The 15,023-nt window shown below is 41.5% G+C and carries 18 protein-coding genes; 9 read left to right on the top strand and 9 right to left on the bottom strand.

Annotated elements, in window-relative coordinates:
* Positions 1–3 precede the first annotated feature (3 nt).
* Positions 4–1,332 (top strand): tetratricopeptide repeat protein, encoded by a 1,329-nt coding sequence (locus ACOVQQ_RS09690; RefSeq protein WP_421818024.1) that lies wholly within the window; start codon positions 4–6, stop codon positions 1,330–1,332.
* 141 nt (positions 1,333–1,473) lie between these two features.
* Here the strand turns inward: ACOVQQ_RS09690 and ACOVQQ_RS09685 are convergent, their stop codons facing one another.
* Positions 1,474–2,418 carry a LysR substrate-binding domain-containing protein gene (locus ACOVQQ_RS09685; RefSeq protein ID WP_421818023.1) on the bottom strand — a complete coding sequence of 315 codons (945 nt, stop codon included), beginning with the start codon at positions 2,416–2,418 and terminating at the stop codon, positions 1,474–1,476.
* A gap of 96 nt (positions 2,419–2,514) precedes the next feature.
* Between ACOVQQ_RS09685 and ACOVQQ_RS09680 the strand changes: the two genes are divergently transcribed.
* Genes ACOVQQ_RS09680 through can form a run of 3 tightly spaced genes read left to right on the top strand, consistent with a single transcriptional unit; the run spans position 2,515 to position 5,313 of the window.
* Positions 2,515–2,997 (top strand): Dps family protein, encoded by a 483-nt coding sequence (locus ACOVQQ_RS09680; protein ID WP_298143206.1) that lies wholly within the window; start codon positions 2,515–2,517, stop codon positions 2,995–2,997.
* A 3-nt stretch (positions 2,998–3,000) separates the two neighbouring features.
* Positions 3,001–4,668 carry a SulP family inorganic anion transporter gene (locus ACOVQQ_RS09675; protein WP_421818022.1) on the top strand — a complete coding sequence of 556 codons (1,668 nt, stop codon included), beginning with the start codon at positions 3,001–3,003 and terminating at the stop codon, positions 4,666–4,668.
* Positions 4,669–4,677: 9 nt separating this feature from the next.
* On the top strand, positions 4,678–5,313 hold the full coding sequence (gene can, locus ACOVQQ_RS09670; protein ID WP_298143214.1) for a carbonate dehydratase: 636 nt from the start codon (positions 4,678–4,680) through the stop codon (positions 5,311–5,313).
* A gap of 3 nt (positions 5,314–5,316) precedes the next feature.
* Here can and ACOVQQ_RS09665 read toward each other — a convergent pair whose 3' ends face one another.
* The 4 genes from ACOVQQ_RS09665 to ACOVQQ_RS09650 are packed head-to-tail and all read right to left on the bottom strand — an operon-like array spanning position 5,317 to position 7,967.
* Entirely contained in the window at positions 5,317–6,510 is a 1,194-nt protein-coding gene (locus tag ACOVQQ_RS09665) for an LETM1-related biofilm-associated protein (RefSeq protein ID WP_421818021.1), read from the bottom strand.
* A 57-nt stretch (positions 6,511–6,567) separates the two neighbouring features.
* Positions 6,568–6,993, bottom strand: a complete 426-nt coding sequence (locus ACOVQQ_RS09660) for a sensor of ECF-type sigma factor (RefSeq protein WP_421818020.1) — start codon at positions 6,991–6,993, stop codon at positions 6,568–6,570.
* The gene (locus ACOVQQ_RS09655) at positions 6,990–7,394 is read right to left on the bottom strand and encodes a hypothetical protein (protein WP_421818019.1); all 405 of its coding nucleotides are present in this window, start codon (positions 7,392–7,394) and stop codon (positions 6,990–6,992) included. Before ACOVQQ_RS09655 ends, ACOVQQ_RS09660 begins: the two co-directional genes overlap by 4 nt.
* Positions 7,395–7,424: 30 nt before the next feature.
* A complete protein-coding gene (locus tag ACOVQQ_RS09650) occupies positions 7,425–7,967 on the bottom strand; it encodes an RNA polymerase sigma factor (RefSeq protein WP_421818018.1) in 543 nt (180 codons plus the stop codon).
* Between the two features lie 238 nt (positions 7,968–8,205).
* Here ACOVQQ_RS09650 and ACOVQQ_RS09645 point away from each other — a divergent pair, with 238 nt between their 5' ends.
* Positions 8,206–8,865: an HAD family hydrolase gene (locus tag ACOVQQ_RS09645; RefSeq protein ID WP_421818017.1), complete on the top strand. Its 660-nt coding sequence runs from the start codon at positions 8,206–8,208 to the stop codon at positions 8,863–8,865.
* On the opposite strand, the gene ACOVQQ_RS09640 is transcribed toward ACOVQQ_RS09645, so the two are convergent.
* Genes ACOVQQ_RS09640 through ACOVQQ_RS09630 form a run of 3 tightly spaced genes read right to left on the bottom strand, consistent with a single transcriptional unit; the run spans position 8,854 to position 11,308 of the window.
* Positions 8,854–10,143 carry a cryptochrome/photolyase family protein gene (locus ACOVQQ_RS09640; RefSeq protein WP_421818016.1) on the bottom strand — a complete coding sequence of 430 codons (1,290 nt, stop codon included), beginning with the start codon at positions 10,141–10,143 and terminating at the stop codon, positions 8,854–8,856. The two genes, ACOVQQ_RS09645 and ACOVQQ_RS09640, sit on opposite strands and share 12 nt — an antisense overlap.
* Positions 10,140–10,838, bottom strand: coding sequence for an SDR family NAD(P)-dependent oxidoreductase (locus ACOVQQ_RS09635; RefSeq protein ID WP_421818015.1), 699 nt, complete (start codon positions 10,836–10,838; stop codon positions 10,140–10,142). Before ACOVQQ_RS09635 ends, ACOVQQ_RS09640 begins: the two co-directional genes overlap by 4 nt.
* A gap of 5 nt (positions 10,839–10,843) precedes the next feature.
* Positions 10,844–11,308, bottom strand: a complete 465-nt coding sequence (locus ACOVQQ_RS09630) for an SRPBCC family protein (protein ID WP_421818014.1) — start codon at positions 11,306–11,308, stop codon at positions 10,844–10,846.
* 140 nt (positions 11,309–11,448) lie between these two features.
* Here ACOVQQ_RS09630 and ACOVQQ_RS09625 point away from each other — a divergent pair, with 140 nt between their 5' ends.
* The 4 genes from ACOVQQ_RS09625 (at position 11,449) to ACOVQQ_RS09610 (ending at position 14,750) form a co-directional block, all read left to right on the top strand.
* A complete protein-coding gene (locus tag ACOVQQ_RS09625) occupies positions 11,449–12,291 on the top strand; it encodes a DUF2911 domain-containing protein (protein WP_421818013.1) in 843 nt (280 codons plus the stop codon).
* 320 nt (positions 12,292–12,611) lie between these two features.
* Positions 12,612–13,868, top strand: coding sequence for a nucleoside permease (locus ACOVQQ_RS09620; RefSeq protein ID WP_421818012.1), 1,257 nt, complete (start codon positions 12,612–12,614; stop codon positions 13,866–13,868).
* A 138-nt stretch (positions 13,869–14,006) separates the two neighbouring features.
* A complete protein-coding gene (locus ACOVQQ_RS09615; protein WP_421818011.1) occupies positions 14,007–14,570 on the top strand; it encodes a hypothetical protein in 564 nt (187 codons plus the stop codon).
* A 15-nt stretch (positions 14,571–14,585) separates the two neighbouring features.
* Complete coding sequence (locus tag ACOVQQ_RS09610) at positions 14,586–14,750, top strand: hypothetical protein (protein WP_421818010.1); 165 nt, start codon at positions 14,586–14,588, stop codon at positions 14,748–14,750.
* Between the two features lie 55 nt (positions 14,751–14,805).
* Here the strand turns inward: ACOVQQ_RS09610 and ACOVQQ_RS09605 are convergent.
* Positions 14,806–15,023: hypothetical protein (locus ACOVQQ_RS09605; RefSeq protein ID WP_421818009.1), on the bottom strand; the 218-nt coding region annotated here is incomplete at its 5' end.

Raw genomic sequence — 15,023 nt, 5'->3', positions numbered from 1 at the left:
AATATGAAAAAAGTGTTTTTAGTAACTGGATTCACCTTACTGAGTGGTGTAACGGTTTTTGCACAAAAAGACGAGTTAAAGTCTTTGAAGAAAATCTATTCAAGATCAGAAGTTTCTGCGAAAGATGTAACTGAATACAAGAATTTAGTTCAAAAACTTAAGCCTATAGCTTCTGAAGAAGGCGATAAGATTTATGCAGCTTTCTACGAAGCAAATACGCCAATGGTCGAAATTATTGCTCTAGGGCAAACTGCAACACCTGAGGCCATGGTAGGTCTAGTTTCGCCAAAGAAAATTTCTGACTTTGCTCTAGCTGCGACAGCGGTTTTAGACTACGAGAAAAAACTAGGAAAAAAAGTAATTACCGATGAAATTTTGCAACGGTATCAGTTTGCAAAACCCTTGATTTTAAGCTACGCTGTAGGTTTAGGAGAACAAAAGCAATTTGCTGGCACTTCGGAGATATTGTACGCCATGTATGTTCTCGATAAAAACGATCCAGAAAAGCTATATTTTGCTGCAAATTATGCCGTGAACGCAAAAGATTACGATACAGCGTTAAAGTATTACGACGAGTTAAAGCGCATTAATTATTCTGGTGAAGGTACTGCCTACTTTGCGACAAATGTTGCAAACGATCGTGAAGAATCGTTTAATTCGAAAGCAGATCGCGACAGGTTTGTTGCCTTAAAGACACACGTTAAACCACGTGAGGAAAAAATTCCAAGCAAGCGTGGCGAAATTTACAGAAACATTGCACTTATCTTAGTTGAAAAAGGAAAAGTAGAAGAAGCTAAAACAGCAATCAAAGATGCAAGAGCTGCAAATCCGGATGACACATCACTGATTATTTCTGAGGCGAATTTGTATTTGCAAACAAAAGATTTTGCAACATATAAGGCACTAGTGAAAGAATCATTAGCTAAAGATCCGAATAACAAAGATTTGATTTTCAATTTGGGCGTAATTGCTTACAATAACAAAGATTTAACTGAGGCTGAAAATCACTACAAACGCGTTATTGAAATTGATCCGACCTATGCAAATGCGTATTTGAATTTGGCAATTTTGAAACTCGACGGCGAGAAGGAGTTGGTTGAGAAAATGAACAAACTCGGTAACTCAGACGCCGACAATAAAAAGTACGAGGTGTTACGCAAACAACGCGAAGATATGTTTAAAGGAGCAATGCCTTATCTTACAAAGACCGTAGAATTACAGCCCGATAACATCGATGCTGTAAGTACATTATACAATGTGTACCGCACTTTAGATATGGAAACAGAAGCAAAAGCCATGAAAGCGCGTTTGAAAGCATTAGAAGGGAAGTAGTAATTTTGTTACGAAATGTCTATAAAAAAACCGCCGCCGATTTATCGGCGGTTTTTTTGTGCACTATTTTCGCGGGAAGGATTGGAGCATGCTACCGTGTAGCGCGGAAAGCCTGTGCGCTTGCGCCCCGCCCAAAAAAATCTATTTCTTATTTGGCAACGGACTAATAATCTCGACGTTCTGGAAGGCGATTGCACCGCGAATCACACCTGAAATAACCTGCCGCAAAGCCTCGATGATGTGCATTTTTAAAGCCGTTTGACCAAAAATTAGACTTACCTGACGCGCGGGTTTAGGCTCTTCGAAATGGCGCAACTTCGCGCGATTGCGTTCCGATAAATCTAATGTATGTAAATAGGGCAGCAGCGTTATTCCCAAACCTTCGTCGGCTAGCTTAATCATGGTTTCAAAACTGCCGCTCTCAATTTGGAAGTTCGCTTTTTTATCGGTAGAAATCGTGTTGCACAGATTGATGATGCCGTCGCGGAAACAGTGTCCGTCGCGCAGCAGCAAAATTTCATTGATTTCAAGATCTTCCGGTTTGATAAGCGACTTTCGGGAAAGCTTATTTTGCTCGGGAATGTAGGCCACAAACGGCTCGTAATAGAGTACAAATTCCTTTAAACGCTCTTCGTCTAAAGGCGTGGCAGCAATCGCAGCGTCGAGATGCCCACTTTTTAGCTTTTCGATGATGGCCTGCGTGTTTAACTCTTCGATGATGAGGTTAATCTTCGGATATTTCTTGACGAAATTATTCAGGAACATCGGTAAAAGGGTGGGCATGATGGTTGGAATGATACCAATTTTGAAATCGCCGCCGATGAACCCTTTTTGCTGGTCGACAATATCTTTTATGCGTCCGCTTTCCAAGACAATATTCTTCGCCTGTTCTACAATTTGCTGGCCAACAGGCGTTAATTGAATAGGTTTTTTAGAGCGATCGAATATCAAAACTCCGAGTTCTTCTTCGATTTTTTGGATTTGCATACTCAGCGTGGGCTGTGTTACAAACGATTTTTCGGCGGCAAGAGTGAAGTTCTTGTATTCGGCTACTGCGAGAACATATTGTAATTGCGTTATTGTCATGATAGTATTTATTAATACAAATATAAGAATGTATAGTTTTACCTTATGTTTAAACTTCGTTATAAAAGTTATCTTTGATTAAAATATGCTGAATTTATGAAAAAGATGAATTTTTTAGGCCTGCCTACCGAGCAATGCGAGGCAGAGATAGCGCAGTTGAATGTTTTATTGGCAAGTTTCCAAACGTATTATCAGAATTTACGCGGAATTCACTGGAACATTCGCGGAAAGCGTTTTTTCGACTTACATGTGAAGTTTGAGGAATTGTATAACGATGCTCAACTCAAGATTGATTTGATCGCTGAACGAATTTTAACGATCGGCGGACAACCGCTACACACCTTTGAAGATTATGTGAAACACAATACACTAGCCGTGGGAAAAGCGATTTCGGAAGACGAGAAAGCGATTCAATTAATCGTGCATTCGCTGGCGGGATTGCTGGAGTTAGAGCGTCCGCTGCTGCAACTTTCCGGCGAGATAAACGACGAAGGTACAAACTCAATGATCAGTGATTTTATTTCCGAACAAGAAAAAACGATTTGGATGATGAAAGCTTGGTTGGAAGAATCGCTATAACCTATGGTAAAAGAGCAGCTGAAAACGCAAACCTTCGGACTATTTTCTCACATTAAATCGGACGTTTCCAGCGGACTCGTAGTTTTTTTGGTAGCCTTGCCGTTATGCTTGGGCATTGCTTTGGCGTCGGGAGCATCTCCCTTATCGGGAATCATTTCTGGCGTTATCGGTGGTTTGGTTGTTGGTTTTTTATCGAATTCGCATTTAAGCGTATCGGGACCAGCAGCCGGTTTGACCGCCATAGTTGCTAAGGCGATTATCGATCTTGGGAGTTTTGAAACCTTCCTGTTGGCTGTATTTATTGCAGGGATTTTTCAATTGGCACTCGGATTTATCAAGGCAGGCACCATTTCGAACTATTTTCCAAACAATGTAATCGAAGGTATGCTGGCAGGTATTGGAATTATCATTATTCTAAAACAATTGCCGCACGCTTTTGGATATGATGCCGACTACGAAGGAGATGAGTCTTTTGTTCAGCCCGATGGTCGGAATTCATTTACGGAATTTTTTGATGTTTTTCAACATTTGGAACCCGGCGCTATTTTGATTGCTGGTGTTTCGCTTGTTGTTCTAATTTCGTGGAACTACATCCCATTTTTAAAGAAGATTAACTTGCTACCAGCCGCTTTGGTCGTTGTACTTTTAGGTGTGTTAATCAATAGTTTATTGCTGCTAAACGGGCATTCGTGGGCACTGCAGCAACAGCATTTGGTTGCTTTACCAGTTCCAAAAGACCTGGCCTCACTATCCGATTTGATTACCACACCGGATTTTTCGGCAATTCAAAACTCAAAAGTTTGGGTGAGTGCACTTTCTATTGCCGTGATTGCTTCGATTGAAACCTTACTTTGTATTGAAGCGGCCGATCGAATGGACGTGCACAAACGCTACACCGATACCAATCGCGAATTGAAAGCCCAAGGTATTGGAAATATGTTGAGTAGTATGTTGGGCGGACTTCCGATGACTTCGGTGGTAGTGCGAACTTCGGCGAATAAAGAAGCAGGAGCACAAACCAAATTATCGACTATTGTGCACGGTTTATTGTTATTGGTTGCTGTTGTTTTTATACCTGGTTTGTTGAATAAAATTCCGCTTGCAACTCTAGCCGCTATTTTGCTGATGGTGGGTTACAAGTTAGCGAAACCCTCGGTATTTATTCACTTTTGGAAACGGGGAAAGTATCAGTTTTTACCCTTTTTGCTGACGTTTCTCGCCGTAATCTTAACCGATTTACTGATTGGCGTGGCATTGGGATTGGTTTTAAGTATCATCTTCGTTTTGTGGGGAAATCTCCGTAAAGCCTTTGATGTTACGCGAGAAATGTACACCGACGGCGAGGTAACCCACATTAGTCTGGCTCAGGAAGTCTCGTTTTTAAATAAAACAGCGATAAAAAATACCTTAGCTGCGATTCCAGAAAATTCACGAGTGCTTATTACCGCGCATCAAACCGTTTATATTGCACACGATATTTTGGATTTAATTAAGGAGTTTACCGAAGTTAGAGCCAAAGAGCGAAACATCAGTGTGAAACTGCGCGGTTTTAAAGAAGAGTACAAACTCGATAACGCGCCCGAGACGGTACCTCAAGTGCGCATAGAACAATATTACGACGTAGCAAAGCGACAAACGGTCGTAAAAGAAATAACCGATAACAATTTTTAAAACGAGCCGATGGATGCTTTTTACAAGAAAATACTAGATAATAATCGCGAATGGGTAGTGAAATCTTTAGAGAAAGATCCCCATTTTTTTGAAGATTTAGCTAAAGGACAGCAACCGCCTTTGCTATGGATTGGTTGCTCGGATTCGCGCGTACCAGCAAACGAAATAATCGGTGCAAAACCCGGTGAAGTTTTTGTCCACAGAAACATCGCCAATATGGTTATTCACAGCGATATAAACATGCTCAGCGTTTTAGATTATGCCGTGAATGTTCTTAAGGTGAAGCACGTAATTGTTTGCGGACATTACGGTTGTGGCGGTGTAAAGGCAGCCATGGGCAACAGCAGTATCGGAATAATCGATAACTGGATTCGCCATATAAAAGACGTTTATCGTTTACATCACACGTATTTAGATAGTATTGTGCAGGAAGAAGACCGTTTTAATAAGTTCGTGGAAATTAACGTTAAAGAACAGGTGTACGATTTGGCAAAAACTTCGATCGTACAAACTGCTTGGCGAAACGGACAAGATTTGGCGCTGCACGGCTGGGTTTACGGACTTAATTCGGGATTTGTAACTGATTTACAGGTGAACATCAGCTCTGAAAAAGAACTCGATTTGGTGTATCAGTTGCGATTCTAAAAATTACTGGTCTAGATTCTCATTGAACGTACTTGGCAGCAATTGCGGAATGAATTTCACCAACAACGGCAATAGCAAACTGCCGCCCGGAAGTAAAAAAATGGTTAGGGAAGGAATGGTTTTACAAATCTCCAACAGCTGTTTTTTTACTTTCTTTTTTTCTTTTTCATCCAAACTTCTAACAGTCGAATCAGTCAGTAATTTCAATAAATCTTTGTTGTTGGAAAGCTCTTTTTGGAGTCGGCTTTTGTTGCGAACAATGAGCTGCGATACGTTTGTTGCGGCGTGGTCGTAGAAATGTTTGACCGGATTTTTGTAATTCAGGTAGGGAATGGAAGCTCGGTGCGTATTCAGAAAAGCGTGTGCCGATTGCAGGAAATGCGCGCCAACCGATTTTTCAAATCCCAAATCAACGGCTAAGTCTTCCATAAACTTAATTTCAATCGGCTGCGCTTCGTCTTCATGAAATAGCGCTAACGCAGCTAAATCGAGCAGATAGTACTTTTCCAGCGGCGCATCGAAGTACGAAAGCGGCAACGATTCGAGTAATTCGCGATTGTCGGTTTTGATTTTGGCGTAGCGAACCGAACTTTCAAAAACTTTGATGATGAGTTCGTCGTACGGTGTTGGCGTAGCTCGTGTTTGTAAAGCCCGAAGTACTATTTGCACCGCCACTTCTTCGACTTTTCGCAGGTAATTTTCTGGAATTTCGTTTCGGCGAATAAATTGTCCGAATGCCAAAACGTCTTGAAAAAGCAGTGCATTTGTGATTACGTGCGAGAAGTTCCGCGAAAAAATATTCTCATTGGTTTGGATGCGTTCTTCCAAAATTTCCTCCAATTCTTCGAATACATCCGATTCGGGCAGTACTTTTTTGAGAATTGTAGAGCGATTTCCGTACAACTGATTGTAAAAAGCGATGAGGTGTGTGCCGAAATCGGTAGCATCGTCTGATAGCTGCAACAATCGATACACTTGAAAATGCGAGTAGAGTAGGCAGATTTTCGAAAGTTCGTCGTGCGAGATTTTAGCTACAAGTTGAATTTCTTCTGCGGGAAGCGAAATGGCATGACCGTAAACAATGCCCATTTTACGCAAGCTGTCGTAAAACAACTCGCGATCTTGCGCAGGTTTCACGCTCAGATTGAGTTCGGTGAAAAATCGTTTAATCCAACCGTTTGCCGAAGGATTGATCATAATGGCACTCCCGTTTTAGACGTCAAAGCTATGAAAACGAGTGCCTATTTTCAGCAATCAATCTTTATTATTTCGATATCTTTTTAAAAGCTGTCTGTTAAAATCGTCTTCAGCCTTTTTCAATTTCAAAATTTTAAGTGCAGGGATGATTTGCTTTAGTTTAGAGATAAAACCGCGCCGATTTTCATGCAAATCTGTTTCACCTTTTTCAATCTCAGCTAAAGCTGTAGCCGCCTCTTTTTCAGTTAAATTGGCATTGTTAATCCCGCGAACAGTCATGTATTTTGACTTTCGGATTTCTTTCTCGCGACTGCGGTACGCGTTGTAAACCGGCCAGAATTTTTCGGCTTCAGCAGGCGTAAGTTCGAGTCGTTCGGTGATGAAAGCAATTCGCATGGCGTCTATCCGTCCGCCTTCTCGACCTTCTTGAGCAAAAGAAATCGAGCTTGCGCAAATGAGTAGTATGAGGAGTAATTTTTTCATGGTTCTGTAATTAGGAATTCCACATTAGTATTTTCAAGGAGTTCGTTTTCAACAGGATCTGTAGATTCACTTTCGGTTGTAACGAGCGAAAGTTCGCTATCTAAAGCAAAAGCCACGCTACCAAAATCGACATTTCGCAATAATTCGTGTTCGATTTCCGAAGAAGTGGGCTCGGTAGTAACCAACGATTTGTTGACAATGGGAATGCTTGCGGCAATTACCACAACAGCAGCTGCAGCATACCTCCAGATTCCGCGCGTGCTGATTCTGAATGCTGCTTTTTTGTTTTTTTCTTGTTGAATGGAAGAAACTACCTGCTTTTGCAGCTGGTCGAGATACGTGTCGCTCGCCTCAAAAACAGGCTTGATCTTCGGCTGTGTATCTAGTTTAAAATCTTTCATATAGGTTTGACGTCTGAGTTTCCAAAAGGTTTAAAGTGCTCGGATAAAATCTTCAATTTTTCGAACGGCGTGGTGGTACGAGGCTTTTAAAGCACCAACCGTAGTTCCGGTGATTTCGGCAATTTCTTCATAGGTAAGTTCATCAAAGTACTTCATTCTAAAAACGAGTTGCTGTTTGGCTGGTAGTTGCAACAATGCTTTTTGTAAAGCAGCGGCAATTGCTTCGCCGTCCATGTCATTATCCAAGCCACTGGTTTCAAATTCCGATGCTTGTAACTGCTCTATAGAAACGCCCGATTTACGCGACTTTTGCTCTAAAAACGTGAGCGATTCGTTTGTAGCAATACGATACAACCAAGTGTATAATTTACTGTCGCCTTTAAACGAATCGATGTGGCGAAAAACTTTGATGAAGGTATTCTGAAGTACGTCGTTCGCGTCGTCGTGACTAATCACAATTCCACGAATGTGCGCATACAAGCGTTTGCCGTACGTTTTTACCAACAACGCAAAGGCACGTTCCTGCGTGGCCGGATCGGATAGTTGTGCCCATATAAACGCGTCGTCTTTCAAATTGCCGTTTTGAATATGACCGAAATTAGTTCATAAGGTTTAATCCACCGAAAAAAGTTGTAGTTCGCTGCACTTTTCATCAATTTCAACATTTTTTTCCAAGCAAAAAAAGGCGCGAAAACTCTTAAATCTTAACCTAAATTTATTTCCAGTTACGTGTATTAATACGTTCCTTTGCGTCGCTAAAACAACCGTTATTGTTGCCTTTTAGTTGTACTTTTTTGAAAAAGATCTAAGCATGATAAATACCGTAATTTTCGATATGGATGGCGTTATTGTAGATACCGAGCCCATTCATTACTACGCCTATCACCAGCATTTTAAAGAGTTAAACATAGATGTTCCCGACGAATTGTACGGAACATTTACCGGCTATTCCACCATAAATACCTACCAAAAAATTGTAGCTCATTTTCAGTTGCCGCACGATCCCGCCGAATTAGTGAATCGAAAACGCGATTTGTTCAACGACGCCTTCGATACCAAACCCGATTTGGAATTAATTGAAGGCGCATTCGATCTCATTAAATCGTTGCATAGTTCTGGTTTTCAGTTACTTTTAGCGTCTTCTTCGGCGAAAGTAACCATTAAACGTGTCTTCGACCGCTTTGCCTTACATCCGTACTTTTCTTACATCGTTAGTGGCGAAGATTTTCCGCAGTCGAAACCACATCCCGCAATTTTTTTGGATGCTGTAGCGAAATCAGGTGCACCAAAATCGGCGTGTATTGTCATCGAAGACAGCACAAACGGTATCAAAGCTGCAAATGCCGCAGGTGTTTTTTGCGTAGGTTATAAGAGTCCGCACAGCGTAAACCAAAATTACAACACCGCTAATTTGGTGATTAATCATTTTTCGGAGCTTAACGCGGAAAAAATCCGTGCTTTACGATTCTAATCCGGCTTTGTAGACTTGCAAGCAGCGATCGCGCGCAATTTTGTGGTCGACGATTGGTTTTGGATAGTACAAAGTTTCCAATTCAGGGATATTTCGTTTGCAATACACCAATTTCGGATCAAACTTTTTGATTTGCTCCGCTGGATTGAAAATTCGGAAATACGGCGCAGCATCAACGCCGCTGCCCGCAGCCCACTGCCAGTTGCCTACATTGCTCGATTGTTCGTAGTCGGAGAGTTTCAATGCAAAGTACGCTTCGCCCCAGCGCCAATCGATCAGTAAGTGCTTGCACAAGAACGACGCTACAACCAAACGCACCCGATTGTGCATCCAGCCGGTTCGGTTCAGTTCGCGCATCCCGGCATCCACCATCGGAAATCCGGTTTTTCCTTCACACCAAGCTTTAAATTCTTCCTCGTTATTGCGCCATTCAATCCGGTCGTAGGCTGGCTTAAAGCTCTTGGTTACGGTATGCGGATAATGATACAAAATCATCATAAAAAACTCGCGCCAAATCAGTTCCTTCAAAAAGGTTTTATCGGCACTTTTATTGGCTTTCTGAACCAATTCGCGTATCGAAACAGAACCAAATCGCAAATGCGGACTCAATTTCGAGGTGGCTTTCACGGCAGGAAAGTTTCGTTGCTCGCCGTATGCGTCAATTAATGATGCGGCTATATTCGGTTCCTCAATTTTGATTGTGGGTTCGGTAAAACCAATGTCGGCAAGACCTAAAAACGGGAACGAGTGTACAATATACGGCTCAAAGGTGTGATCGCTTTGATAGGTTTCTAGCGTTTTGTTTTCGAAAACACTCAACCAGCGTTTGGAATAGGGCGTGTACACCACGTACGGACTCCCGTCGTCTTTCACAATTTCCGAACGTTCAAAAATCACTTGATCTTTGAAACTCTTGTACTCTATTTTTTCGGCGCAAGCCCATTCATAAATGGCTTTATCGCGTTCGCGCGCGGCCGGTTCGTAGTCGCGATTGGTGTAAATAGCTGTGATACCTTGCGTTTCGCGTAATTTCTTAAATACATCGATCGGCTTTCCGTGAAAAGTAGCGAGCGATTTCCCGTGCTTCTGCAACTGCGATTGTATTTGTTCCAAAAGCTGATGAATAAATGCCAATCGATGATCGTCTTTCGGCAAATGATCCAAAATATCGGTATCGTAAATAAAAAGCGGTAAAACCGGCTGTCCGGTGGCTAAGGCAGCAGCTAAGCCGGCGTTGTCGTGCAAACGCAAATCGCGTCGAAACCAAAAAACTATCATACCGAAGTTAATAAAGACGACATTCCTCCATCGATATGGAAAATCTGACCACTAATCCAACTGGAATCTTCAGACAACAGATAAGCTGCCGCCGAAGCGATTTCCTCAGGTGTACCGACTTTTTTAAGCGGATGACGTTCGGCCGATTTCTCGCGCTTCACATCGCTGTTTAAAAACTTATCTGCAAGCGGCGTATCGGTTAACGAAGGCGAAATCACATTCATGCGAATTTTAGGTGCAAATTCTGCCGCAAAGGCACGTGCAAAACCTTCGATAGCACCTTTTGCTCCTGCTACCGAAGTGTGAAAAGGCATACCCATTTTTACAGCAACCGTGCTAAAAGCTATCACCGAAGCGTTCGGAGCTGCCTGTAAAAGCGGCAAAACCTGTTGCAAGGTCTTTACCAAACCAATGAAATTTACTTGCAAATCTTGTTCAAACGTTTCGGGTTTTATGCCTTTAAACGGACGTAAATTTATTGTGCCTGGGCAATACACCACACCGTCTAAATGTGCCGGAAGTGCAGCTGCTGGGAAATCGCCAGTAGCAACATCGTACTGTAAATACGTGAGGTTTTGATTGTTGCTAGCCAGCGGATTACGTGAGGTTACATAAAGTTTATGTGTAGCACTTAATTTTTCAGTCAAGGCTTTTCCTATACCCGAGGTTCCGCCAATAATTAAAATATTTTTCATGATTGTTAGTCTAAGGTTCCAAATAATTCGGTTAGTTTTTTTGTTCGGTATGCAAAGATTTCGTCTAGTTTGGGTTTCACTAAAATAGGGTGGAGGAGATCTCCGAGAAAGCCCAAAGGCAAACGGTAGTGAATAATGTCTTCCATTAAAACGCCGCCTGGAATTTCAGTGATAAAATGCTTGTGGTGCCAGAAGGCGTACGGACCTTGTAACTGCACGTCAACAAAGTATTTTTTGTCGACAACGTGGGTAATTTCGCTCACCCAACGGGTTTTAAATCCCGGCAGCGGCCTCACGTCATATTCGATAATTTGCCCCGGATACATCGGACGGTCGGCTACGCTAACGATCGAAAAATCCATAGCTTCTGGTGTAATTATCTTGAGATTTTTCGGATTTGAAAGAAATTCCCATGCCTCATCTACCGAAAGTGGCAGGCGCAACGAACCTCTTTTAATGTGTAAAGCCATAGTTTGAAAATGTTTTCAAATATACTTTGTTTAACCGATTTCGAAAAACATTAAACAAACGATTACGGTTTTTTAAGGTAATCTTAACGATTAAGCCCAAATACGGTTCGTACTTTTGGAAAAACTTTATCCATACACTAATGAAAAAGATACTAGTAATCTTGGCAATTGCCACCGTTTCGTTTCTACAAGCGCAGTTAAAAACTCCTGCGGCTAGCCCGAAAGCTACTGTACAACAAACAGTTGGCTTAACAGAAGTAAACATCGAATACTCTCGTCCGAGTGCGAAAGGAAGAACTATTTTTGGAGATCTTGTTCCTTTTGGCAAGCTTTGGAGAACCGGCGCCAACCAAAATTCAATGGTTAGCTTTAGCGAAGATGTAACCATCGACGGCAAAACCTTGAAAAAAGGAAAATACGCGATTTTCGCTACACCTAAAGCCGATGCTTGGGAAATTGTTTTCTACACCGATACCGACAATTGGGGAACTCCAGAAGTATGGAGCGAAGAAAAAGTTGCCTTGCGCACAACCGCTAAACCAGAGCAATTAAACCGAAATGTAGAAAGCTTTACTATCAGTATCAATAACTTAGATAACAATTTTGCACATTTAGAATTGAGCTGGGAAAAAACCTTGGTAGCAGTGAAATTCGAAGTTCCGACACAAAAAACAGCTATGGCTAACATCGAGCGCGTATTGTCGGGTCCAACGGCAAACGATTTCTTCGGTGCAGCACAATACTACTACCAGTCGAATGCCGATTTAACCAAAGCGCTTACTTATGTGAACAAAGCTTTGGAATTGAGCCCTGAAAAGCCATTCTGGTATTCGCGTTTGAAGTCGTTGATTCAAGCGAAGTTAGGTGATAAAAAAGGCGCTATCGAAACAGCTAAAATCTCGTTAGCTGCTGCCGAAGCTGCTAAGAATGCCGACTACGTGAAGATGAACAAAGACAGCATCAACGAGTGGAGTAAAAAATAAGTTCACAAACAACTGTGGAAAGTCGCCCCAAAAAGGCGACTTTTTTTATGTCTTTTCGATTTTTTTGGGCAGCATTTCCGGCTTTTCGCTACAAATCCGCGTCCGTACAGCTCGTTTTGCTACGTGCAGCAGTTGGCTTCCTGAGGTCGCCACCGCGCACTGCAAAAAGGGCTGTACGGCCTTGCGGGTTTTTCGCTGCAATCCGGGCTGCGGCAATCGTTTTCAAGAAAAGATGGTGGATTTGCAATCGTCGATACTAAAATTTTGAGAATACTAAATTAATGTTAGCTTTACGCTGCATTTACACAAAACAGAACTTCATGAATTTGAAATCGAAGCTTATCGGCATGAGTTTTCTCCAATTTTTTGTTTGGGGCGCGTGGTTAATCACGATCGGAAATTATTGGTTTGGTACTAAGCAATGGAGTGGCGATCAGTTTGGAGCCGTTTTTTCTACCTTAGGAATTGCATCGATTATTATGCCGGCCTTAACAGGAATCATAGCCGACAAGTATCTAAACGGCGAACGCTTGTACGGTTTGTTGCATTTAGCGAGTGCCGGTTTTATGTTGTATTTGCCTCAGGCACAAAATCCTACCGAATTTTTCTGGATCGTTTTTGCTGCCATGCTTTGCTATATGCCTACGATTTCATTATCAAATTCGGTGGCGTACCACATTCTTAAGGGTGCAAATTACGATGTCGTAAAAGTGTTTCCGCCCATTCGTGTGTTCGGAACCGTAGGTTTTATTGCCGCCATGTGGTTAACCAACTTGTCGGGAAATAAAGCTTCTGAAAACATGTTTTACATTTCCGGAATTGCCGGAATCATTCTCGGATTGTACAGCTTTAGTTTACCGGCTTGCGCGCCACAACGACAAATTTCGGAACGCGCTTCCGTAATCGAAAAATTAGGTTTAAATGCCTTTGCCTTATTTGGGCAATATAAAATGGCTTTGTTTTTCTTGTTTTCGATGTTTTTAGGCGCAGCACTACAACTAACTAATATGTACGGCGATGTTTTCCTCGACGAGTTTAAAAACATGCCGCAATATGCCGATAGCGTGGTCGTGAAAAAATCGACGTTAATTATGTCGATTTCACAGGTAAGCGAAACCTTATTTATTTTGGCCATACCGTTTTTCTTGAAACGTTTTGGCATCAAGCGCGTGATGATGATTTCGTTGTTGGCGTGGGTACTGCGATTTGGTTTGTTTGCATACGGAAATCCAGGCGACGGATTATGGATGATTGTCTTGTCGTGTATCGTGTACGGTATGGCGTTCGACTTCTTTAATATTTCGGGATCTTTATTTGTGGAAACCACAACCGATTCTAAAATACGTTCCTCAGCGCAAGGCTTGTTTATGATGATGAGTAACGGCTTTGGTGCTTTTTTCGGCGGACTCATCAGCGGGAAACTCATCGACGCCTTTTTTACAACCAACGGCGTTCGCGATTGGCACAACATCTGGCTTTCGTTTGCGGCTTACGCCTTAGTCATAGCTATTTTATTTGGCTTATTCTTCAAACACAAACACGACCCAAACGATGCACGCTTACAGGCGGGGCATTGATTTAGATTTTTTTGTTACGTGTTTTCTTCAATTACGGTTGAAAGTTAGTATTTCGATATGACCTCAAAGTCGGGAGACTTTGGGGAGCGAGAGATTGGAAAGTTTTTGCAAAAGCAACAGCCACACAAAGCACTCATCTTGATTAAAGGAAATAAACACAGTTCAAAATCACAGCTGGCTATGCAAATTGCTAATGCTTTTGGAGAACAACAAACTCCAGTAGCCTACATCGATTATGAACAAGGAGGGATTGAAAGTAAAGATACACTAGACAGCATCAACCGAAATACAAGCGAGAAAGGAAGACGATACATAGCTATAAAAGGTTATTTAGAAAAACCCTTTCAAGAATTACAGGATTTCTGTAAAGTGGTTAAAGTCATTATAGCGGATTCCGTTACGGATTTAAAAATTACAGCCGACCAATTGAATTTTTTAAGAACCACTTACCCAAAAGTAATTTGGTGCTTCATATCTCAGGTAAAAGAAAATGGGGCAATGTATGGCGGTAACAAGATGGCGCACAATCCAACTTCTGTAATTCATTGTTCCTCGCATCAAGACCCAAAACAAAGGTTTGCCACGCTTGAAAAAAACAGAGGAAATGACCTCACTTTTAAATACTCGATGTATTATAAAAAGGTAGTAAGTGAACCAACAGAAGCAAAAAGTAAAAGAAAATTATCGTTTAAAGTTAAATAATTAAAATTCAAAATCATGGTAAGTAAAAAAGCAAAACCGAAAAGTAAAAAAAGAATCTCAGCAAAAAAATTATGCAGTAGAGTAATTGTCCGAGAAGGAGTTAAAAAAGATGGAACATTAAAAAAAGGTTTCAGGTATGTAAAAGGGGGTAAAGTTGTCAAAGCAAAAGCCAAAAAGTAGTTTTTAATTGTTTGTTGAAGCCGTGTTACAGAAATGCAGCACGGCTTTTGCCTTTTTAATAGTTCAAATTTATACCAACCCCAAATCCCATATCACTATCGTAATGCGTTCTCAGACTTACATTTCTTTTTAAAATATAACGAGCATCGAGCATGAATTCTGTATCTGTATTAACCATAAAACCCATTCTTAATCGTTTAGAAATTGGAATGTCTTCACGCATTAATTGTAATCTTACGTTTCCATCTTGAAAAACTTCGGCTTGTGCAATTA

The sequence above is a fragment of the Flavobacterium sp. genome (genome assembly GCF_049240005.1).
Classification (GTDB): Bacteria; Bacteroidota; Bacteroidia; order Flavobacteriales; family Flavobacteriaceae; genus Flavobacterium.
The sequence above is the reverse complement of the archived record's forward strand: the minus strand, read 5'-3'. Positions and strand labels throughout refer to the sequence as shown.

What these genes read in the sequence shown, in the direction of transcription:
- ACOVQQ_RS09610 (WP_421818010.1), top strand. Translation starts at nt 14,586, where the DNA reads ATGGTAAGTAAAAAAGCAAAACCGAAAAGTAAAAAAAGAATCTCAGCA.
- ACOVQQ_RS09660 (WP_421818020.1), bottom strand. Translation starts at nt 6,993, where the DNA reads ATGAAAAAATTACTCCTCATACTACTCATTTGCGCAAGCTCGATTTCT.
- ACOVQQ_RS09690 (WP_421818024.1), top strand. Translation starts at nt 4, where the DNA reads ATGAAAAAAGTGTTTTTAGTAACTGGATTCACCTTACTGAGTGGTGTA.
- ACOVQQ_RS09655 (WP_421818019.1), bottom strand. Translation starts at nt 7,394, where the DNA reads ATGAAAGATTTTAAACTAGATACACAGCCGAAGATCAAGCCTGTTTTT.
- ACOVQQ_RS09665 (WP_421818021.1), bottom strand. Translation starts at nt 6,510, where the DNA reads ATGATCAATCCTTCGGCAAACGGTTGGATTAAACGATTTTTCACCGAA.
- ACOVQQ_RS09630 (WP_421818014.1), bottom strand. Translation starts at nt 11,308, where the DNA reads ATGGCTTTACACATTAAAAGAGGTTCGTTGCGCCTGCCACTTTCGGTA.
- ACOVQQ_RS09635 (WP_421818015.1), bottom strand. Translation starts at nt 10,838, where the DNA reads ATGAAAAATATTTTAATTATTGGCGGAACCTCGGGTATAGGAAAAGCC.
- ACOVQQ_RS09625 (WP_421818013.1), top strand. Translation starts at nt 11,449, where the DNA reads ATGAAAAAGATACTAGTAATCTTGGCAATTGCCACCGTTTCGTTTCTA.
- ACOVQQ_RS09620 (WP_421818012.1), top strand. Translation starts at nt 12,612, where the DNA reads ATGAATTTGAAATCGAAGCTTATCGGCATGAGTTTTCTCCAATTTTTT.
- ACOVQQ_RS09675 (WP_421818022.1), top strand. Translation starts at nt 3,001, where the DNA reads ATGGTAAAAGAGCAGCTGAAAACGCAAACCTTCGGACTATTTTCTCAC.
- ACOVQQ_RS09680 (WP_298143206.1), top strand. Translation starts at nt 2,515, where the DNA reads ATGAAAAAGATGAATTTTTTAGGCCTGCCTACCGAGCAATGCGAGGCA.
- can (WP_298143214.1), top strand. Translation starts at nt 4,678, where the DNA reads ATGGATGCTTTTTACAAGAAAATACTAGATAATAATCGCGAATGGGTA.
- ACOVQQ_RS09640 (WP_421818016.1), bottom strand. Translation starts at nt 10,143, where the DNA reads ATGATAGTTTTTTGGTTTCGACGCGATTTGCGTTTGCACGACAACGCC.
- ACOVQQ_RS09685 (WP_421818023.1), bottom strand. Translation starts at nt 2,418, where the DNA reads ATGACAATAACGCAATTACAATATGTTCTCGCAGTAGCCGAATACAAG.
- ACOVQQ_RS09645 (WP_421818017.1), top strand. Translation starts at nt 8,206, where the DNA reads ATGATAAATACCGTAATTTTCGATATGGATGGCGTTATTGTAGATACC.